At 49.0% G+C, this 22537-nt stretch carries 13 protein-coding genes; 11 read left to right on the top strand and 2 right to left on the bottom strand.

The annotated features are described in order from the left end of the window. Window positions 1–7: 7 nt before the first annotated feature. The gene (locus H6A34_RS00970; protein ID WP_205102898.1) at window positions 8–1444 is read left to right on the top strand and encodes an NADH-quinone oxidoreductase subunit N; all 1437 of its coding nucleotides are present in this window, start codon (window positions 8–10) and stop codon (window positions 1442–1444) included. A gap of 975 nt (window positions 1445–2419) precedes the next feature. On the opposite strand, the gene H6A34_RS00965 is transcribed toward H6A34_RS00970, so the two are convergent. Further along, window positions 2420–5911 carry a hypothetical protein gene (locus H6A34_RS00965; protein WP_205102897.1) on the bottom strand — a complete coding sequence of 1164 codons (3492 nt, stop codon included), beginning with the start codon at window positions 5909–5911 and terminating at the stop codon, window positions 2420–2422. 656 nt (window positions 5912–6567) lie between these two features. Here H6A34_RS00965 and gyrA point away from each other — a divergent pair. From gyrA to H6A34_RS00920, 9 genes are all read left to right on the top strand, one after another. After that, the gene (gene gyrA, locus H6A34_RS00960) at window positions 6568–9177 is read left to right on the top strand and encodes a DNA gyrase subunit A (RefSeq protein WP_205102896.1); all 2610 of its coding nucleotides are present in this window, start codon (window positions 6568–6570) and stop codon (window positions 9175–9177) included. A gap of 24 nt (window positions 9178–9201) precedes the next feature. After that, window positions 9202–10443, top strand: coding sequence for a tetratricopeptide repeat protein (locus H6A34_RS00955; RefSeq protein ID WP_239480710.1), 1242 nt, complete (start codon window positions 9202–9204; stop codon window positions 10441–10443). Window positions 10444–10599: 156 nt separating this feature from the next. Continuing rightward, a complete protein-coding gene (locus H6A34_RS00950; RefSeq protein WP_205102892.1) occupies window positions 10600–11823 on the top strand; it encodes a tetratricopeptide repeat protein in 1224 nt (407 codons plus the stop codon). Between the two features lie 122 nt (window positions 11824–11945). Continuing rightward, entirely contained in the window at window positions 11946–13217 is a 1272-nt protein-coding gene (locus H6A34_RS00945) for a nucleoside permease (RefSeq protein WP_205102890.1), read from the top strand. Window positions 13218–13231: 14 nt separating this feature from the next. Beyond that, window positions 13232–13795: a bifunctional nuclease domain-containing protein gene (locus H6A34_RS00940; protein WP_205102889.1), complete on the top strand. Its 564-nt coding sequence runs from the start codon at window positions 13232–13234 to the stop codon at window positions 13793–13795. 12 nt (window positions 13796–13807) lie between these two features. Then, window positions 13808–14539 carry a 16S rRNA (uracil(1498)-N(3))-methyltransferase gene (locus tag H6A34_RS00935; protein WP_021948878.1) on the top strand — a complete coding sequence of 244 codons (732 nt, stop codon included), beginning with the start codon at window positions 13808–13810 and terminating at the stop codon, window positions 14537–14539. 75 nt (window positions 14540–14614) lie between these two features. Further along, window positions 14615–15988, top strand: a complete 1374-nt coding sequence (locus H6A34_RS00930) for a DUF4836 family protein (protein WP_205102888.1) — start codon at window positions 14615–14617, stop codon at window positions 15986–15988. 5 nt (window positions 15989–15993) lie between these two features. Next, window positions 15994–16638: an ATP-binding cassette domain-containing protein gene (locus H6A34_RS00925; RefSeq protein WP_205102887.1), complete on the top strand. Its 645-nt coding sequence runs from the start codon at window positions 15994–15996 to the stop codon at window positions 16636–16638. After that, window positions 16635–17837 carry an ABC transporter permease gene (locus tag H6A34_RS00920; protein ID WP_205102886.1) on the top strand — a complete coding sequence of 401 codons (1203 nt, stop codon included), beginning with the start codon at window positions 16635–16637 and terminating at the stop codon, window positions 17835–17837. Before H6A34_RS00925 ends, H6A34_RS00920 begins: the two co-directional genes overlap by 4 nt. 517 nt (window positions 17838–18354) lie before the next feature. Here the strand turns inward: H6A34_RS00920 and aroB are convergent. Beyond that, on the bottom strand, window positions 18355–19407 hold the full coding sequence (gene aroB / locus H6A34_RS00915; protein ID WP_205102885.1) for a 3-dehydroquinate synthase: 1053 nt from the start codon (window positions 19405–19407) through the stop codon (window positions 18355–18357). A gap of 131 nt (window positions 19408–19538) precedes the next feature. Between aroB and H6A34_RS00910 the strand changes: the two genes are divergently transcribed. Further along, entirely contained in the window at window positions 19539–22496 is a 2958-nt protein-coding gene (locus tag H6A34_RS00910; protein WP_205102884.1) for an outer membrane beta-barrel protein, read from the top strand. Window positions 22497–22537 lie beyond the last annotated feature (41 nt).

Here is a 22537-nt window from a genome sequence, read left to right as displayed (position 1 = left end):
AAGAACAATGAATTACAGTCAATTTTTAAACATGATACCGGAAGCCACGTTGATGGCTATCCTAATTATCGTCTTCATTGCCGACTTCGCGTCGAGCCGCAGCCAGGAGCGCAGGTGGTTCAATCCGCTGGTGTGCCTGCTCTTGCTTGTGCAGACGGTAGTGTCTGCTGTGCCTCAGGAGCCTACGTCGGCCTTCGGCGGCATGTATGTTACCACAGCGGCCGTCAACGTGATGAAGGCAATACTCGCCGGCGGTACGCTAATCGTGACGATACAGGCACGTAAGTGGCTGAGCCGTCCCGACACGAGCTTCAAGGAGGGCGAGTTCTACATGCTGGTAATATCCACGTTGCTCGGAATGAACATGATGATGAGCGCGGGCCACTTCCTGATGTTCTTCCTCGGCCTTGAGATGGCGTCTGTGCCTATGGCGTGTCTCGTGGCTCTTGACAAATACCGCCACAACTCGGCTGAGGGCGCTGCCAAGTTCATACTTACGGCCATGTTCTCAAGCGGCGTAATGCTGTTCGGCATATCGTTCATATACGGCGCGGCAGGCACCCTTTACTTTGACGACGTTGCCTTGGCGCTTGCGCAGAAACAGCATCTCACGATGAGTGTGATGGGTCTTGTGTTCTTCTTCAGCGGTCTGGGCTTCAAGATAAGCCTCGTGCCGTTCCACTTCTGGACGGCTGATGCCTACCAGGGAGCGCCTACAACGGTTACGGGCTACTTGAGCGTCATCTCCAAGGGAGCCGCTGCGTTTACGCTTATGGCCATTCTCATGAAGGTTTTTGCGCCGCTTACCGAGTATTGGACGTACGTGCTCTACATTCTCGTGGCGCTTACGATAACGGTGGGCAACCTCTTCGCCATACGCCAGAAGGACCTCAAGCGCTTCATGGCGTTCAGCTCCATATCCCAGGCAGGATATATCATGCTTGCGGCGATTGGCGACAGTGCCATGGGCGTGGCCGCCCTGTCGTACTACGTGCTGGTTTACGTAGTGGCTAACATGGCTGTCTTCGCAGTGATAGGAGTTGTTGAGGAGAACAACGGGGGCGTTACCGACATGGACGCTTACGACGGTCTTTATACCACAAACCCGAAGCTCTCGCTGCTGATGACCTTCGCGCTGTTCTCGCTGGCGGGCATACCGCCTTTTGCCGGCATGTTCAGCAAGTTCTTCGTGTTCATGGCGGCTGCCCACGAGGGCTCTCCGCTGACGTACGTAGTGGTGTTCATAGCGTTGGTAAACACTGTGGTGAGCCTTTACTACTACCTGCTGATTGTCAAGGCTATGTACATCAAGAAGTCAGATGCGCCGCTGCCTACGTTTAAGAGTGACGGCAATACAAAACTGGCTCTCGCGCTTTGCACGGCAGGCATACTGCTCTTCGGCGTATGCAGCTGCTTCTACGACTGGATTGCCGCAGCAGCATAGTCATATAGTCACATACATTAAGGCGGACGGGCCCGGGCGTAAGCCCTGCCCGCCCGCCTTAATGTATGCGTGGGTTTGAGCCAGAAAATTGAATGATGTAATCAGTTGAACGCAGTGTGATATGCAGTATTAGGCGATATGGAACAGTTTGCTGTTGTAGCTTTGTTTATAATCCCTTACGTACACTTTTCATTTCTTTTGACTTTACGCTTAAATGAGTAGCGAAAAAACGTAATTCCTGCATAAGAGAGATCTTGTTTCAAGCCCGTTATTGTCAATAACGCCAATATTCAATGGCGGTTCTTCTAACTCCTATTTAATTTTGCACTTGTTGATTGTAAAGCGTTATGATGCAAAGCGTTGATTAACAAGTGATACATCCGTTTGTGGCCTTTTACCATATAAAAGAACGCGAATCGCAAGGTAAAAAGCCGTGTTTTATAAGTAAACAAATGATGATAATTTTCGCTAAATCTCCGTCAGTCTGTCAGCATAGAGGATAACACGCTGTTTATCAAGACGTTTGCTGCTGAAAGATTGAGTAAGTATCTTTCAGTCTCCTTCATCCCTGCAACTGACGGGAAACGGGCTGACAGATGTAAGTACGGCATCTGGCAGTCTGTAAACAGCTGATGGCCAGGCTGTTAAGCGCAAGACTGAAAGATGACAGATATTTACCGAAAATGTCTTTACACGCAAAGCTGTGTCGTCAGCCAAATTCTTTAACCGTCGTCGGCAAGTCACCGGCCTGTCGCATTATTGGTTCATCCGCTGTTTAGTGCATGCGGGAATATACATTCATATCGGCTTTTTCGACGTTCTTATATTGTAATATTTCATACAATCAAATTGCAAATGACCCCCGTTAGCGCCCTTTAGAAGCGCAAAAGACCGCAAAACGCATGATGAAAGGCCGCAGTTTGCATTGCAAACTGCGGCCTTTTGTAAGTATCAGGATGTCAGTATATTATGCGGTTACTTGACAATAAACTTCTTCCCGTCCATGATATAAATGCCCTTTGGTAATTTTTTGAGGTCGCCGTCACTGTTCACCATGCGTCCGTCAACGGTATAAACCGGGCCACGCTTGAGGCTGTCGACATCTGCTGTTGTCACGTCATCGATGCCGGTTGGCGTGCTGTAATTTACAGAGTTGGACTCGGCTGACTCGTCACCGTCAACTGTTGCGGTAACGGTGTATACTCCCTCCGCCGCATTCTCAACAACAAATTCGGTAGCGGTTATACCTGTCTGCACAGGTGTACCGTCTCTGTAGACAGTGTAAGTTATGCCTTCGTCGCCAGCAGCTTTGGCTTTCAGCGGTTCAAGCTGCTGGTCTGCCGTCTTCAGTGTGGCAGAAATCGCCCAGTTCCAGGCGTAGCCGTAGTTTTCTGTAAGCGATCTCCAGTAATCAGGAGTTGCCGATGACGAGATGAGGTCGCTGTAATATGGTGTCACCGTTACTCCTTCATAGCCAAGTAAAGGATGGCCTCCTGAATTATATGTGATGAAATAGCCCACTGACAGGTCTTGCCCTGCAATAACTGGCACGGGTTTGTCAAGACGCACAGTCGTGAACCTTTCGCCGAGAGTTGACGGATCTACGTCCTGCATGTAAATAATATTCTCACCATACATGACATAAACGGACAATGTAAGTGCAACGTTTTCATATAGTCCGAAAGTGATGTGTGACACCTCTTGTCCTACTTTATCGGCTATCTCTGATGCCGGGAATTTCACAGCAACGTAACTTTCGATAACGCTACTGCCGGTCATTGCTATGCCTCTCAGCGTACCTTCGCCTGTGTTGTAGGTCAACACTGGCGCAGAGGACACTGGCTTCCACGTCAGGTTCAGGTTCTTGCCGTCTGGCGTTCCTTTCAGGTCGTAGGGCGCTTCAGTGCGCTGTGCTATGGTGTTGGTGAATCGCATCACGTCGCTCGCCGGCGACTCCCAACCGTTTTCATATACGGTGGTTATGTAATAGTCGAATACGCCGTAGTCGGTCAACGTCGTAGTGTATTCCGTTGCTTCGGTCTCAGTCACTATTTCGCCGTTGCTGTATATTCGATAGCTCTTTGCCACAGGCTTTTCTGCGGATTTCGCCGGAGTTTTTGCCTGCTTCATAAGCGGTTCTACGCCAAAGGTTGCATCGTCAAGATTGACGTTGCGTATCTTTGCCGCAGCAAGTTTCTCTATTCTTTGGCCGTCAAGCTTCGTGCCGTTAAGGCGTACGGCCTGGGCCTTGGCCATGCTTTGGCTCGCATTGTCTGCCACAGCCAGTGCGCTGATGACGATATTCGTGCCGGCAAAGTCAGAGGCAATGGTGCCGAGATTGAGCCATGGACCCGTGCCGCCGGTCAGGTTGACAACGGCTCCGCCATTGACTTCGGGACCACCGTCGAGCAGTATCGCTGACACTCCTGCGGGCAACGTGGCATCATAAGCGAGGTAAATGTCCTTGCCTTCAGGTATTTTTATGGCTTTGTCAGCCTCAAAAGTAAGAGTGTAAATGTATCCGGGCTCGATGTCACCCTTGACAAACGGTTCTTCATAAAGTACTTCTCCGTCTTCTGTTATTACCTTCAGGCTGAACGCATCAAGTTCTTCGCCGATACCGAAAGTCATCGAATAGAGCTTGTAGCCTGCATAGTCGGCAAGTTCTTCGGCGGTAAACCTTGCTCCATACATCATTGCAATTTCTTCGGCGAAGCCTGCGATGTAGGTTGCGGTGCTGTATTTTTTCATTTCATATGCGTTCGAGCTCCATGACATTGAAATGTCTTTGCCAGTCTGTTCGTAGTCAACTATCACGGGAGCGGTGTACTCAGAAGGCAGCGTATATGTCATATTGAAGGATGCGGGCTCTGACTTCTCGCCGCTTTCGCCATTTTCCACAATGGCATAAGTGTATGTTCCGAGGTCTGGCACCTCATCTTTGTATGTGGTTTCCGTCAAGTTTGAAGCTATTATTTCACCGTCACGATAAACGTCATAGCCGGCTATAGTCTGGGGCTCTGCAGCCTCGGGGCTCATTGCCTCGACGTCGGCCGTAAGCATGAAATTGCCTGCAATGTCGCCGCTTGACAGTGTTTTCCAGTAAGGATCGCTCTTTCCAAAGTCGCTTGATGACGGCCCGGAGGTAGAGAATGTGTTGCCTTTGCCTTCAACGGTGACGCCGTTGTCAACGCCTACGGGGTGTCCGCCCGTCGTGTGTTTGTAATAAAGGCCGAAGGCGTATTCGTTGCCCAGTTCCATCTTGTACGGCTCTGCGAGCGTAAACTTGTTCCAGGCGTCGGGGCTGATGGCCTCCACTGCGTCGGCGCTTATTTCCTCGAAATAGTCTATCACGCCGTTTTTCATCACGAAAGCCGTGGCCGTCGTGATTGTTCCGTCATTCTTGATGTAAGAGTTGATGGCTGTTATCTGGTGGTCGGGGAAAGCCGCGAGGTCTGTTGGTGAGAACTGTTGGATGATCCATACCTGCGGATTTGTCGACGAAGTTCCGCCTATTCCGTTTGCCAATTCCTTGTTGCTCCAAGTCATTTCACTGCCACGTTTAAGCGGTGTGGCCCAAGTTAGCGTGCCTGAAAGATGGTCAGCAGTGCCTGAAATGCCAGATACGGACGGCAGACAACTGTATACAGACATTGCGTTTGCAGTAACTTCGGCGGACATCTTTTCGTCGGAAGTATATACAGCGCCTACTTTATATTTATGCGTTCCTTCCGTCTCGCCAGTCAATGTATAGCTTGTGGCGTCGGTCAAAAGTTCGGTATTGACCTTTGTATCGTCACGGTATACGTTGTAACCTGTAGGTGCTGTTGTAGCTTCGTTGTGCAAGAGCGCGGTTATGAGGAAGTCGCCTGGGCAGTCGTTGTGCCATGTTTGGCCGTCGTATGAGTATAGATTACCTTTGCCGATGGTCGGTATGCGATCACAGATAGCCACGAAGCTCATGTTGCGTCCGCACGAAAACTTCACTGCTATCATTACTTCCTTACCCTCCGGGATTGTGTAAGGCTTGTCAAACTTTACGTTACGCCACGAATTCTTTTCAAATTCAGACAAGTCGGCGTTCTGCTCATATACAGCCTTGCCGTCTTCAAAAATAATTACTGAGGCTTTGAATACTTCGCGGTATTCCCAATACCGCACGGCGTCAATTGTCTGTCCTGAATATGGGGCAAGCTCATCCGCCGTAAACTTGCTTGCCGCATAAAACTCAACTGCCCCTTGCGGGTCTTTCAATACACCGTCAAGGCCGTTGTAATCCTCGTCGTCATGCCACTGCAAAACAATCTCGTCTGCAGGTGATTTCCAACTAAGTGTAACGTCTTGGAATGTAACATCGGCCTTTAAAGAGTGAGGTTGTCCGTTCTGAGCATGGATTTTACCCCCCCCCGAAAGTCCGTAAACAACTGACACTAAGGCCATTGCACGTAATAGTAGGCTCTTTCTCATAGGAATGTGTTTGATTTAAGATTAAGCGGCGGTTGATAACGGGCTACATCTTGACTTCCTGTCGGTGTGCTGTCGCCCAACCACGCTCAATGGCGCCGCTTTTCCCATTGAACGCAACAAATGGTCATCTTTGGCAAAGATAGCGATTTGTTTTCAAATGACAATGCGAAAAGAACATTTTTTCTTATTTTATTTACATTAACATTAAATAAAGTGTATTTGTGTAAATGAAAATTGATATTTTGTGCCTTAAGAAAGTATTTTTACTCATTAAGAAAGCGTGTTTTATATCTGTGCGACTATATTACTTTTTAAGAATCAAAATGCCCTGTTTCTGAAGACATGATCTATGTGATATGTTAAATTTTCTAATCCAGATGTATAATTACTAAAATAACGTGCGCACGTACCTTTAGTAGGATCCTTTCGTCATGTTACGACAAGCTGTACCTGTATCCTTATCTTTATTACGGTCATGCGAGAAGCGTGGAGGAGGGGAGAACGAATATGCCCGTGTTTTGCTTTTTTTGCGTGAAAAGCCTTTCGTAATTCGAGGAAAAGCAGTAATTTAGCACGCTGAAAACAACCAAGAACGCCGCAGAGCGCAAGCAAATGGCCTCAGGCGGCGTTTATCGAGAATTTTAACTAACTGATAAATGGACAATAACAACAACACGTTCGACCAGGACAGGATAATCAAGATTAACATCGAGGACGAGATGCGCTCGTCGTACATCGACTACTCAATGTCGGTGATTGTGGCCCGTGCGCTGCCCGACGTGCGTGACGGCTTCAAGCCCGTACATCGCCGCATTCTCTACGGCATGCTGGGCATAGGCAACACGAGCGACAAGCCATACAAGAAATGCGCCCGCGTGGTAGGTGAGGTGCTCGGTAAGTACCACCCTCACGGCGACAGCTCAGTCTACGGAGCGCTGGTGCGTATGGCGCAGGACTGGAACATGCGCTACACGCTCGTTGACGGCCAGGGTAACTTCGGCAGCATTGACGGCGACTCGCCGGCGGCCATGCGATACACCGAGTGCCGCCTGTCGAAGATGGGCGAGCACATCATGGACGACCTCGACAAGGACACCGTCGACATGACCAACAACTTTGATGACTCCCTGCAGGAGCCTACCGTCATGCCGACGAAGATACCCAACCTGCTCGTCAACGGCGGCAACGGAATAGCCGTGGGCATGGCCACCAACATACCTACGCACAACCTCGGCGAGGTGATAGACGGCTGCTGCGCCTACATAGACAATCCCGACATCGACACCGACGGACTGATGCAGTACATCAAGGCGCCCGACTTCCCCACCGGGGCATATATCTACGGCATACAGGGAGTGCGCGACGCCTACGAGACGGGGCGCGGGCGCATAGTAATGCGCGCCAAGGCCGAAATAGAGAGCGGCGAGGCGCACGACAAGATTGTCGTCACCGAGATACCCTACGGTGTCAACAAGGCGCAGCTCATAGAGTATATCGCCGACCTGGTGAAGGAGGGGCGGCTCGACGGAATAAGCAATGTCAACGACGAGTCTGACTACCACGGCATGCGGATAGTAATAGACGTTAAGAAGGACGCCAACGCCAATGTCATACTGAACAAGCTGTTCAAGATGACGGCGCTGCAAAGCTCGTTCTCGGTCAACTGCATCGCCTTGGTGAAGGGACGCCCACGCTTGCTCACGTTGAAGGACTGCGTGCGCTACTTCGTTGACCACAGGCACGACATAACTATACGCCGCACACGCTACGAACTGCGCAAGGCACGAGAGCGCGAGCACATACTTCAGGCCCTCATAACGGCCTGCGACAACATTGACGAGGTAGTGCACATAATACGGGCCTCGAAGACGCCGTCCGACGCACAGCGCAACCTTGAGAGCCGATTCGGCTTCGACGAGGTGCAGTCCAAGGCCATCGTCGACATGCGTCTTAGCCAGCTCACGGGCCTGCGCATGGAGCAGCTCCGCGCAGAGTACGAGGAGATAGAGCGGCGCATTGCCTACCTGCAGTCGATACTCGACGACCCCGAGCTGTGCAAGAAGGTCATGAAGGACGAACTGCAAGCCGTCAAGGAAAAATACGGCGACGAGCGGCGTACGGAAATCAAGTACTCGAGCGAGGAATTCAACCCCGAGGACTTCTATCCAAACGACCCCGTAGTCATAACTATAAGCCATCTCGGATACATCAAGCGTACGCCACTGTCCGAATTCCGCGAGCAAGCCCGCGGCGGAGTGGGCAGCAAGGGGGCGCACAGCCGTGACAACGACTTCACCGAGTACATCTACCCGGCCACCATGCACAACACCATGATGTTCTTCACGCAGAAGGGCCGCTGCTACTGGCTGAAGTGCTACGAGATACCCGAGGGCGCGAAGAACTCGAAAGGGCGCGCCATACAGAATCTGCTTAACATTGAGAGTGACGATAGTATCAAGGCTTTCCTCCGCCTGCGCGGCAGTCTTGACGATGAGGAATTTATCAACAGCCACTACGTAGTCTTCGCCACCAAGCGCGGACTCATCAAGAAAACCAGCCTCGAGGCATACAGCCGTCCGCGCGCCAACGGCGTTATCGCCATCAACGTGCTCGAGGGTGACGAGGTGGTAGGTGTGCGTCTCACCAACGGACGCAACGAACTGCTCATGGCTGACCGTAACGGACGTGCCGTGAGGTTTAACGAGAACACGGTGCGTGCCATGGGACGAGTGTCTACGGGCGTCCGTGGCATGAAGCTCGACGACGGCGACGACGAAGTAGTAGGCATGGTTGTGGTTAACAGACCCGATGTCGAGACTATAATGGTGGTCAGCGAGAACGGCTACGGCAAGCGCAGCCAAGTAGAGGACTACCGTATGACGAACAGGGGCGGTAAGGGCGTCAAGACGCTCAATATAACCGACAAGACCGGACGGCTTGTTGCCATAAAGGTAGTAACCGACGAAAACGATCTCATGATTATTAATAAGAGCGGAATACTCATACGCTTGAAAGTTTCCGACTGCCGTGTCATGGGGCGCGCCACGCAGGGCGTAAGGCTGATAAACCTGACAAAGAAGAACGATGTAATCTCGAGTGTTTGCAAGGTGATGGGTTCTGACCTTGAGGCTGTGGCCGAGGCTGAGAGCCGCAAGGATTGGGAAACTGACGGCGAGGCAACCGTGGATGATACTACGGACTTGTCGACAAATGACAGTGACATGACCGACAACACCGGAGGGTTGACCGAAGAAGAGAATATTTAGGTTTTAATTTAATATACATTGATTATGAAAAAATTAACCATGTTGGCGCTTGCTGCAGTGTTCAGCGCGTCTGCTTTTGCACAGGATGTGTATAAGCAAATTTCTAAGATCAAGGATTATAAGGAGGCTTATAATCTCTTGCAGGCAAATCTCGGCAGCCTGTCGGCCGAAGAGAAGGCAAAGTGTTATAATGCCTTGGTTGATCTGGCCCTGGATAAGGTTGCCAAGGAACAGGGTACGATAACCAGTAACCAGATGGCAGAGCAGTTGAAGACAAAAGTCGAGCCATATGATACCGTCGGTCTGTATGACGCCGTGATGCAGGCATTGGAGAACGGTGTGGCTTGCGACGAGTTTGACATGCAGCCAAATGAGAAAGGAAAGGTTAAGCCAAAGTTCCATAAGTCGAATGGCGACCGCTTGTATCCCATCCGTTTCCATTTGGTTAACGCAGGTATCTATTACCAGACGTCAAATCCAGAGTTGTCATACAAGTACCTCGCAACTTATGTTGAGAGCGCTGATTACCCTCTCTTTAAGGAGCAGGACAAGAGCAAGGACCCATATCTGACGCAGATGGCATATTATGCAGCCCGTGACGCTTATTTCGCAAAGGACTATGCGAAAGCTGAAAAATATGCGGACGTTGCTATGCAGGATACTGCAATGTCAAAAGATGCGCTTCAGTTGAAGCTTGCCATTATGCAGAACCAGCTGAAGACACATGAGGATACTCTCAATTATGTCGCTAAGTTGAAAGATATTTATGCAAAGGACGAGAATAATGACGTGGTGTTCAGTACTATCTGCTCAATGCTTATTTCAATAAGCGACAAAGCAGGCCTTAACGAGATTGTGCAGGCAAAGCTTGCTAAAGACCCCAATAACTTCACGGCATTGGCAATGCAAGGACAGGCATACATGAGTGACAGCAAGTGGGACGACGCTATTTCGTCATTCAACAAGGCCGCCACTGCTCAGCCGGACAACGTTGCGATTTTGGCTTCTGTCGGCAACTGCTATATGTATAAGGCACAGGAGACTGCGGAAAAGGCTTTGGCTAATGGCAAGACATTGACTCCTGACGCAGAAAAAGAGATTGTCGGCATATATGAACAGGCCATTGGTTATCTTGAGAAAGCCAAGGATTTGGATAAGACAATGCAGTTCAAGAGCTTCTGGGCATACTCTCTTTACACTTGCTGTTACAGGGCTTTGGGTCCGGACGATGCGAAGACGAAAGAGGCAGAAGCCTTAACAAAGTAGTAATAATCCATTAACGGTTATAAAGTGGGTGTGCCAAGACAAAATTGGCAGTACGGTTTAGAATTGTTTTTACGGTACATGCTGATGTGACGTGACGGCCGTGTTTTTTATCGTGCTCATGCCATGGTTTTGTCTTGACACTCCCACGGTTATTGTTTGATTTCTAATTTGTCTTTTACAATGCGTTTATTGTTATTGTTTTTAGCAATATTGTCACTTTCTTCCGCGTATGCACAGAAAAAAGAGATAAGTGAGGCACGTTCGAATATTAAGAGCCGCAGCAATCTCAGTCAGGCTGAGGCATCAATGCGTGGCTTGCTTGCGGATTCGGCAAATAGACGCAATGTGAAGATATATTTAACGCTTGCCGAGGCTGTACGTGCACAGTACGAGGAGGCTAACGAAAAGTTGTATTTGAAAGAAGGCTATGATACAGCCGCGTTTTTTGATACGGCCAGACGTATGTTCCTTGCATATGAAAGTCTTGACAGCATAGAGATGTTGCCTGACAGGAAAGGCCGTGTAAAGCTGAAGTATCGTGAGAAAAATGCTGAATATTTAAACAAGTATCGTCGTAATCTTTATAATGGTGGAGTGTATTTTCTTCATAAGAAGGATTATGTCAGGACATTCGCAATGATGGATACTTATATGGATTGCCGCCGGCAGCCTTTGTTCGCTGAGTATTCTGCGGATGAAGATCCGTTATATGTGCCAGCTGCTTTTTGGACGGTGTTTTGTGGATATAAGCTAAATAGTCCGGACAGTACACTCAAATACTCGTCAATAGCATTACAGGAAAAGAAATTCAGGCGCCGCACCTTGGCTTATATGTCGTCTGCTTATTTGTGGCAAGGGGACACATTGAAATACGTTGAGACATTGCGCCGTGGTTTTGATGAGAATAAAAAGTCTAAATTCTTTTTTAAGCGTTTGATGGATTATTATAACGCCGTCAATCAGCTTGATACGGCAATGAGCATAGCTGACGAGGCACTTAAGAGCGACAGTCTGAACGCATTGTTTTTATTCGCGAAAAGTAATATATTGCTCAATATTGGTGATTATGCTGGTTGTATAGCAATAAGTGATACGCTTTTGGCGCGTAATGACACTTTGCCTGATGTTTATCTTAATGCCGGAGTTTCGTATCTGAATCTGGCTTTGGCTCTTGAGAAAGATGTAAAATCAAAGCGCACTGATCGAAAAAAGATACTTGGTTATTACAGGAAAGCATTGCCTTATATGGAAAAATACCGTGAATGTGAGCCTGACGATAAAGAACGATGGGCTCCTTCACTCTATAATATATACCTGAAACTTAATATGGGGCGCAAGTTTGAAGAAATAAGCGATATATTGAGGAAAATGCGAGAGTAAGCTTGGCTCTCTTTATAAAATAATGTTATTTTTTTTGACGGTACTTTTTTTTGAGTTATCTTTGCATAAAGATAGGCGGTATGTAGCTTCATGCCGTTTTGAAGATTAAAAGTATCGGAATTATGTATCTTAAAGTTCGCTTAGCGCTCATGAACTTTCTTGAGTATGCGGTTTGGGGCGCTTATTTGACTTCAATGGGCCGCTATCTCGGAAATATAGGATTGGGCTCAGATATTGGTTGGTTTTATTCAATGCAGGGTATTGTGTCTATTTTCATGCCTGCGTTGATGGGAATAATAGCGGACAGATGGGTTCAGGCACAGCGTTTATTGGGCCTTTGTCATCTTATAGCGGGGCTGTTCATGATTTTTGCTGCATTGTATGGTCTTTCATTTGGTATTGATTCCGATTTCTCCATTCTTTTTATATTGTATTCCTTTTCTGTTGCTTTTTACATGCCAACCTTGGCATTGAGTAATTCGGTTGCATATAACGCATTGACACAGGCGGGGCTTGATACGGTAAAGGATTTTCCTCCGATACGTGTGTTCGGTACAATAGGTTTTATTTGTTCGATGTGGCTTGTTGACCTTATGGGATTTCAAGCCAATCAAAACCAGTTTGTTGTATCCGGAATATTGGGGGTAATATTGTTTTTATACACGTTTACATTACCTTCTTGTCCGGTAGCGGCGTCTGGTGAAAAGAAGAGTGTAGTTGATGCTTTAGGTCTTAAGGCTTTTACGTTGTTCAAGCGTAAGGATATGGCTATATTTTTTATATTCTCTATGTTGCTGGGCGTAAGTCTTCAAATTACCAATGGCTTTGCTAATCCTTTCATAAGTAGTTTTGCTGCTTTGCCTGAGTTTAGTGATACTTTTGGAGTACAGCATGCTAATATTCTTATATCTTTGTCGCAAATAAGTGAGACATGTTGTATTTTATTGATACCTTTCTTTATGAAGCGTTACGGTATTAAGAATGTTATGTTGATAGCTATGTTTGCGTGGGTATTGAGATTTGGCCTTTTCGGACTTGGCAATCCTGGCAGCGGTGTATGGATGTTTATTCTTTCAATGCTTGTTTACGGTGTCGCTTTTGATTTCTTTAATATAAGCGGTTCGTTATATGTTGATAAAAGTACAGACCCTTCAATACGTTCCAGTGCACAAGGTTTGTTTATGCTCATGACAAATGGAATAGGGGCAACAATTGGAACTTTGGGGGCACAGGCCGTTATTAATGCATATACGATGAGTGAGCAGGTCGGTGACGACTTTTATACTGTTGGTGATTGGCAGACGTGTTGGTTTATCTTTGCTGGTTATGCGTTGTTGATAGGTCTTGTATTTGCCGTCGTTTTCAGACCCAAGAAGGAGCATGTCAAGTATTGATGCGGAGGTTTTTTATGACAAAGGAACGACTTTTTTTCAAGGGAGTGTCAGAGATTGTCGGAACAGATGACCTTGGATTGCTTATATTGACGGATGAATCAAAGGAACGGCAGATAACCATTGTGTGTGACAAGGCTATGGCTGTGCAGATAGAATTGCGTGTCAAGAAGTTACCTATTACAAGGATTATGCTCCCGGAAGTGATGAGCAAACTGCTTAGTAGTTATGCTGATTCCGATTTCGAATTGCTTATTGACGATATAATAGATGGGCAGTACCGTACGTTATTATATAACAGGACAACTTTGACGCCTATGTTGATTCGGGCATCAGATGCAGTTCTTTTATCATTAGTGGGAGATATACCGCTGTATATCGAGTCCGGCCTGATGAGGAGGCAGTCCGTAGCTTATCGTGAGAATTCAAGAGGTGTATCGCTTCCGGTCAATACAATAAGCGACGAAATGTTGCAAGCCGCGTTGGACAAAGCTATAGCTGACGAGAATTATGAGCTCGCATCACATCTGCTAGACGAAAAGAAACGAAGAAACAAAAATGGTGAGAAACCAATTAACTAGTAAATTTCTACTATGAAGGAAGTAAGATTTTTTTATGTACCCTCTGCAGCAACCCTGACGGAAATGCCAATGGATGAAGCTCTACATGCTTTGCGTGTACTTAGGCTTAAGAGCGGTGACGAAATGTTCCTTATGGACGGTGAGGGAAACTTCTACCGTGCAGTCGTAACAATCGCCGCGACAAAGCGTTGTATGTATGAGATAAAGGAGGTGTTGCCGCAAGAAAAAGGCTGGAAGGGCAATATACATATAGCGATAGCACCCACAAAGATGATGGACCGCATAGAATGGTTTTGCGAAAAGGCTACAGAAATAGGCATAGATGAGGTAACTTTTCTAAACTGCAAGTTTTCAGAGCGTAAGGTTATGCGTACAGTTCGCCTTGACAAGATTGTTGTAGCGGCGGTTAAGCAAAGCCATAAGCCGTGGAAACCAAGATTGAACGCAATGCTGTCATTCAAGGATTTTGTCATGGCCAAGCGACCGGGCCGTAAGTTTATAGCGCATTGTTACGAGGAGATTGAACGCAAGGATTTCTTCACGGAAGTATATTCCATGTCGTCATCTGCCGCTCCTGAAGATGTGACAGTTCTCATTGGCCCGGAGGGCGATTTCTCTGTTGAAGAGGTAAAGATGGCTATTGATAACGGCTATGAGTCTGTTTCGTTGGGTAACAGTCGCCTGCGTACCGAGACGGCCGCCCTTTCGGCAACGATGATGGCACAGCTGGCGTTACGCAAGTGATGTGTGTACGCATGGCTGAAATTCACGTTAGTAATTTTTCGTGGTGGAGTACCCGCCGGGATTATATGTATTTAAATGAAAAGGAATTATTTTAAGCTGATAGCGGCGAGCATTTTATTTATGCCGCTTTTTGCCTTGTTCACTTCTTGTTCGGGTGACGATTACTTGAACGCAATACCAGGAAACAGCACGGCCTTGGTTTCCATTGACGTGCAGAAGTATGCCGAGAAAGAAGGTAGTGCCTCCGCACAGGCTGTAATAACAAGTTTTTTGGGTGTGGATAATATATCTGATTGCGGAATAGACGTTGCGTCAAGGATATATATGTTTGAGACCGCTGACGGCAATATTGGTTTTGCGGCAAAGGTAAAAAGCAGCGGTGATCTTACGGACTGGTTGTCATTGCAGGTAAAGAAAGGTTTTTGTAGTGAAGTAAAGGACTATGGTGGATATAGCTTTACGGTCTTGAAGGATTCATGGGTTGCAGGCTACTCTTCCGAAGCGTTGGTAGTATTAGGTCCCGTTCTTCCTTCCGCTCAAGCTGTGGTGCGTCGTCAAGTGGCCCAATATCTTGCCCAGAATGAGGACGAGGGTATTCAAGCTTCTCCAATGATGGCTTATCTTGACAGCATACAGGCGCCTGTGGCATTGGTTGTACAGGTCTCCGCTTTGCCCGAGAAATTCGTCGCTCCGTTCATGCTCGGCGCTCCCAAGGACGTTGATGGATCTAAAGTGATGTTGGCTGCAGGACTTTCGTCAGGCGTGAAGGGATGTATTGTGATACGTGGCACGACGTTTTCGCCTGACAAGAGGGTTGATGCGGAATTGAGACGTTCACGTGAAGTGTTCCGCCCGATAGCGGGTGATTACCTGAACAGTATGTCCCCTTCGTCGGCTATTGGTGTTTTTGCCAACGTGGAAGGCGGTCATTTCATCCGTCTGCTGCATTCTGACAAGACATTCCAGGCTTTGCTTGCGGGTATGAACATGGCCGTTGACATGGACAACATAATAAAGAGTGTTGACGGCGACATGGCTATGATAGTCGAAAATACCGGTGGAAGCAATATTGGACTGCTTATGTTGGCAAAACTGGGTAGCACGGCGTTTATGGAAGACATAGATTATTGGAAGCAATCATGTCCTGCCGGTACGAGCATATCTGACTTGGACGACGGCGCGTACCGGTATTCCGGCGGCGATATGGATTTTACGTTCGGCGTAAAGGATAATCAAAGGTTTTACGCAAGCACGTTTCCCGGTGTTGACAGGTTGTCGTCCGTGCAGTCTGGATGGTCGTTGCCGTCGGCTGCCGACAGTCTTGTCATGGGGCGCCGGATGGCTGTAGTGGCCAATGTCAGTGCCCTGTCGGCCATTGTTGGACCTGCCGGCAGTTATCTTAAGGCGCTTGCAGGTGGAGTCCAGACCATTATTTTTATTATGGAGTAGTTGTTATGAAAAGGATAGAATTCAAGGGGGTTTTGCCCGATATCTTCTCTTGTAACGACGGCATAAAGTCTGACGTATGGCGGGGCGACGCCTTGTTTGAGAAAGGACGGCTGTATCTTGTCGAGGCGGATAGCGGTCGCGGCAAAAGTACTTTTTGCAGTTACGTGATGGGATACCGCCGTGACTATACGGGGCAGGTGCTTTTTGACGGACGCGAGGCCCGTGGATTGAAGGTTGAAGAATGGTCTGAGGTACGCCGCAGACATGTTGCGTGCCTGTTTCAGGAGTTGCGCCTGTTTCCCGAGCTGACGGCTTACGAGAACGTTGAGGTTAAGAACCGTTTGACGGGCTGTAAGAACCGTGAGGAGATACTGCGCTGGTTCGACATGTTGAGAATACCCGATAAGGTTGATTCTCCCGTGGGGCGCATGTCGTTCGGACAGCAGCAACGCGTGGCGATGATGCGTGCGCTGGCACAACCTTTCGACTTCATTTTGGCCGATGAGCCTATCAGTCATCTTGACGATGCTAACGCGCGCCTTATGGGAGAGCTACTCACCGACGAGGCGCGACGCCGTGGCGCTGGCGTGATAGTTACGAGTATAGGGCGGCGCATTGACCTTGATTACGATAAAGTGTATTGTTTATGACTTTGGTATGGAAATTGTTGCGCAGGCATGTCAGTGTGCCTCAGCTTGCGGGGTTTGCCTTTGCGAACCTGTTCGGAATGCTCATCGTATTACTCGGTTACCAGCTTTACCGTGATGTGCTGCCTGTATTTACCGCGCAGGACAGCTTCATGAAATCAGGTTATGTAATAATCAACAAGAAAGTTGGCGCTGCCGGTTCGCTGTCGGGGCGCGGCGGAACGTTCACGCAGGCCGAGATTGACGATCTTGCGGCCCGCCGCTTTACGGGACGCGTGGCGGCCTTTACGTCGACGGGCTATCGTGTCGACGCACGTATGGGCATTGACGGCCAGCCGATACTTTCTTCTGAGCTGTTTCTCGAGAGTGTGCCCGACAGTTTTGTCGACGTTCCGCTTGACGACTGGAAGTACTCTCCGGGCAGCAAGGAGGTGCCCGTGATATTGCCGCGGTCGTATATTAATATGTATAACTTCGGCTTCGCGCGTATGCATTCGTTGCCCAAGATAAGCGAGGGGCTTGTCGGAATGATAGACTTCGACATCTTTATAACCGGCAACGGGCGTCACGACGGTTTCCGCGGACGTGTCATAGGGTTTTCTGGAAGGCTCAATACTATACTTGTGCCGCAGTCGTTCATGGACTGGAGCAATGACCGCTACTCTCCTGACGGTGCGCCGGCACCGACGCGGCTCGTAGCCGAACTTAGCAACCCGACAGCCGACAACATTGCCAAGTATCTTTCTTCACGGGGCTACGAGGTTGATCAAGACCGTCTGCAGGCCGAGAAGACGGCTTATTTCCTGCGTCTTGCCGTCACTGTTGTGATGGCCGTAGGCGGGGTGATAAGCCTGCTAAGCTTCTACATACTCATGCTGAGCGTGTATCTTCTGGTGCAGAAGAATAGTTCGAAACTTGAGAATCTTCTACTTATAGGCTATTCGCCTATGCGTGTGGCCATGCCATATGTACTGCTGACCGTGGTGCTCAATGGCGTGGTGCTCGTTCTTGCGCTCTTGGCTGTAGCCTTGGCGCGCGGTGAGTATACAGACGTTATCGCCGCGCTTTATCCGCAGGCCGATTTCGGCGCTATGTGGCCGTCCGTAGTGTTAGGCCTGTGTCTATTCGTTGTGGTGTCGCTGGCTAATTTCGCTGCCATACGCCGCAAGGTAGTGCGCATTTGGTGGCGAAAGGATGTGTAGATGGTTCTCGATGGTACAGCGTACGCCTGGTGACGGGCGTACGCTTTTTCGTATTGACAGATGGCCGCTTTTGTGCGTTATTGCGTTGCATAATGTCAAAATAAAAATTCCACGCTTTTCTCGCAATCTGGAAACGGATTTTGTGGAAATGCTATGTTGACTTAGCAAAACGGCCTTTCTCTTTATAAAGAATTATTTGTTAAATTGAGTACACTATGCTTTCTCATTGAGGGAACATAGCTTTCTCGGTGAAGGAAGATAGTTTTCTCGATGAAAAAGCATAGTGTACTCAACGTAAAACATGCCTTTTCCGAGCGAAAAAGGCCGTTTTTTCATTGCACAAAAGCTATCCTGCGTGCGTAACCATAAGTAGTTCAACGAGTTATGGTTGCACACGCAGGATTGGCGTATTTTGGTCAGTCGGAAGGAAATTTTTGGCCGCGCCCGTTCTACAGCGTTAACGTTTTTCAATGTGTAGGCGTTTTGCCGTGATTCGCACGCAAAGTGCCACTTGCCGTCAGAGCCCCTCGCGTATAAAGTCGAGCGCCTCCTTGATTTCGTCGGGGGTGGCAGTCCGGTCGGTGCGGATGTCGCCCGTGTCGGCCAGCAGGGTGAAGTTGATGTCCGTGCCGGTGTTCTTCTTGTCGTGTCGCATGAGCTCTATTAGTGCGTCGTAGTCCTTGCACGATACGGCCGGCGTGCCGTAATGTTCACGGACGAAAGTTGCCGTTTGCCGCAGCTTGCCCTCCGGGAACCCCGTTTTCACGCAGCTTAGGTACAGCTCACATGTCAGCCCGTACGCTACGGCGTATCCGTGCAGTATCGGGCGGCCGACTGACAGCGCATGCGACTCGAACGCGTGGCCTATTGTATGTCCCAAGTTAAGCGCCTTGCGCAGGCCTTCTTCGTGCGGGTCAAGGCTAACTATGCGCTCTTTTACGGCTATGCTGTCGGCCACGAGCGCGCTCAGGCGCTCAAGATCAGGACTTTCTATGTCGTAGGTCAGCAGTACGGCCCATGCCGGGTCGCCGTTCAGCAGTCCGTGTTTCAGCATTTCGGCGTATCCCGATAGCAGATTTTCGCGGTCGGAAGTCTTGAGGAACGATGTGTCGATGATAACCCGCCGTGCGTTGTTAAACACTCCCACCTCGTTTTTTAGGCCGTTGAAGTTTATGCCCGTCTTGCCGCCCACCGAGGCGTCGACCATCGACAGCAGCGTCGTTGGTATGTTGATGAAGTCGACTCCGCGCTTGAATGTCGAGGCTGCAAAGCCCCCCAGGTCGGTTACCATGCCACCTCCCAAGTTGATTACGCACGAGTGGCGCGTGGCACCGAGCCGTCCCAGTTCAGTCCATACGTGCGTGAGCGACTCTATGTCCTTATGCGCATCGCCTGGGTGTATTGATATCACGTCAGCTCCCTCCAGGCCGCGCGTTCCGGATATGAGCGGCAGGCAGAGGCGTCGTGTAGTGTCGTCGGTTATTATGAAAGTCCTGTCGTGTGGACGGGCAGCCACTGCCGCGGCCACGTCCTCTTTTAGACATTTGGTTATAACAATACCCTGTTCCATATGCAATTTATCTTTCAATGGTTGCAAAAGTAATTATTTTTGTAGATAAAACACGCTAAAGTTTGATTTTTTAATATTTGTATGATTAAACCGTAAGCTTTTTCCTCCGTCAAAAACAATAAAAAACATAAATGAAAAGACTCTTTCTGCTATCGTTGGCACTATTTGCCATCACCTTAGCGTATGCACAAGAACTGAAAATAACCGGCACGCTCGTAGACCGCGACACCCGTGAGGGGGTAATGCTGGCAACCGTACAGCTGCTCAAGGCTGACTCAACGTATATAACCGGTGTGCTCAGCGACGACAACGGGCGCTTTGCCGTCAAGGCTCCGGCGGCCGGACAATATATATTAAAGGTGTCAAGTGTGGGCTATGTCACACTGATGAAGAACGTAAAGGTAAGCGGCAAGAGCACTTTGGCGCTCGGCAACATCGAGTTCGGGGCCGACGCTATCATGCTAAAGGGTGCCACCGTGGTTGGTCAGGCCGCCCGCGTGACGGTCAAGGAGGATACCTTCGTGTACAATGCCTCGGCCTACCGCACGCCTGAAGGCTCCGTCGTTGAGGAGCTGGTCAAGCGTTTGCCTGGCGCTCAGGTAAGCGATGACGGCACGATAACCATCAACGGCAAGGAAGTGAAGAAGATACTTGTCGACGGCAAGGAGTTTATGACGGGCGACACGAAGACCGCCATGAAGAACCTGCCTACGTCAATCATCGAGAAAGTCAAGGCCTACGACGAGAAGAGCGACCTGGCCCGCGTTACCGGCATAGATGACGGCGAGGAGCAGACAGTGCTCGATTTCGGGATAAAAAAGGGCATGAATAAGGGCTTGTTCGGCAATGCAGACGTGTCGGTGGGCACACATAGCCGTTATTCTGAGCGCCTCATGGGGGCAATGTTCAATGATAAGACTCGTGTAATGCTGCTTGGCAACGCAAATAATGTTAATGACCGTGGATTTCCCGGAGGCGGGGGCGGCGGACGTTTTGGTGCCGGACGGCAGGGCTTGAATACCTCCAAAATGGTCGGAGCGAACTTTAATATTGACACGGGAGACAAGTTTAAACTCGACGGAAGTGTCCGATGGAACCACTCTAATAGCGACACGCGTACTGAGCAGTCGTCAGAGAATTTTGTAAGTACCGTCGGTTCGTTCTCCAACAGCCTCAATCAGAGTTACACGCGCTCTGACGGCTGGGACGCCCGGTTACGTCTTGAATGGAAACCGGACACTATGACGAACATAATGTTCCGCCCGACATTCAGCTATACCGAGAGCGACAGCCGTTCGACCGGCGCCAGCGCATCATACAACGAAGACCCTTATCAATATACTGATGACCCTCTTGACGCTGATGCCATAAGTTCTATGGCAGATGACGGCATAATGGTCAACACACGCAACAACACATCCATCAGTTATACCGACAGCAAGTCGGTAGGAGCGATGCTGCAGGTCAACCGCAAGCTGAACAGCAAGGGACGTAACGTAACGGCCCGTGCTGACGTCAGTTACAACGAGAATGACGGACGCAGCCTTAGCACGTCAGCCGTACATCTGTACCAAGTTCTCGACGAAACAGGGCGTGACTCCACCTACCAGACAAACCGTTACAACCTGACTCCTACCAAGTCGCTTAATTACAGCTTGCAGTTCAACTACAGCGAGCCTATTTTCCGCGCCACGTTCCTTCAATTCAGCTATAAGTTCAGTTACAAGTACAACAAGAGCGACCGCTCTACGTTTGATTTCAGTAATCTCGGCGAGGATTTTTTCTCGGGTATTCCGAACGTTTACAGGGGCTGGGACAATTATTTCGAGCGCCTTGACAACCCTTTGGACACATATCTTGACAGTGACCTTAGCCGCTTTTCCGAGTACAAGAATTATATTCACGACATACGGGTAATGCTCCGCTTAATACGTGAGAAGTACAATTTCAACATCGGTGTGTTGGTGCAGCCTCAGCGTACACGTTTCGTTCAGCGTTACCAGGGTGTGAGCACCGACACAGTGAGGAATGTTGTCAATGTTACGCCAACGCTTGATTTCCGGTACAGATTCAGCCAGTTGAGCAACCTGCGCATTAATTATCGTGGTACTACGTCACAGCCCTCGATGTCGGACTTGCTCGATATCGTTGACGACAGCGACCCGCTGAACGTTACTATGGGTAATCCCGGATTGAAACCGTCGTTTACCAATACGTTGCGCATGTTCTACAACAACTACATACAAGAGCACCAGCGGGCCATAATGGTCAACCTTAATTACAGCAACACGCGCAACAGCATAAGCAATATGGTGACATACGACGAACAGACAGGCGGTCGTACCACTCGTCCTGAGAACATCAACGGCAACTGGAACGTGTCGGGAGCATTCATGTTCAATACTGCTCTTGACTCTATAGGCCACTGGACTGTCAATACATTCACTACTGTGAGGTACAATAATTATGTTGGATACCTTGCGCTCGACAGCAACTCTGATTCGCAGAAGAACACCACCAAGACAATGCAAATAGGCGAACAGCTTACGGCGAGCTTCCGCAACAGCTGGCTGGAAGTGTCGCTCGACGGTTCGTTGGACTACACCCACACACGCAATCTGCTGCAAAGCAACAGCAATCTTGACACTTGGCAGTTTTCTTACGGAGGTTACGTGAATGTGTACTTGCCGTGGGGCACGAGCCTTTCTACAGACTTACACCAGAACAGCCGCCGTGGTTATAACGACAATTCGATGAATACCAATGAGCTTATATGGAACTTGCAGGTAAGCCAAAGTTTCCTCAAGGGAAACGCTTTGACTGTTTCGTTGCAGTTTTATGACATTCTGCATGAGCAGAGCAACTTAAGCCGTACAATAAATGCAATGCAGCGTAGCGACACAAGGTATAACAGCATTAACAGCTATGCCATGTTGCATGCAGTGTACAGGCTTAATCTGTTCGGTGGTAAAGGCAGTTCTGCGCGTCCTGGGCGTGGAGACAGAGGCAACAGAGAAGAACGTTCAGGCGGCAGGCCGCATGGTTTCGGACATGGCGGACCCCGCGGAGGAGGCTTCGGAGGACATTAATGGCACTCGTGAAAAAGAACCAAGATTCAGTTTGTAGCGAT

Source organism: Marseilla massiliensis (assembly GCF_016899855.1).
Taxonomy (GTDB): Bacteria; Bacteroidota; Bacteroidia; order Bacteroidales; family Bacteroidaceae; genus Prevotella.
The sequence above is the reverse complement of the archived record's forward strand: the minus strand, read 5'-3'. Positions and strand labels throughout refer to the sequence as shown.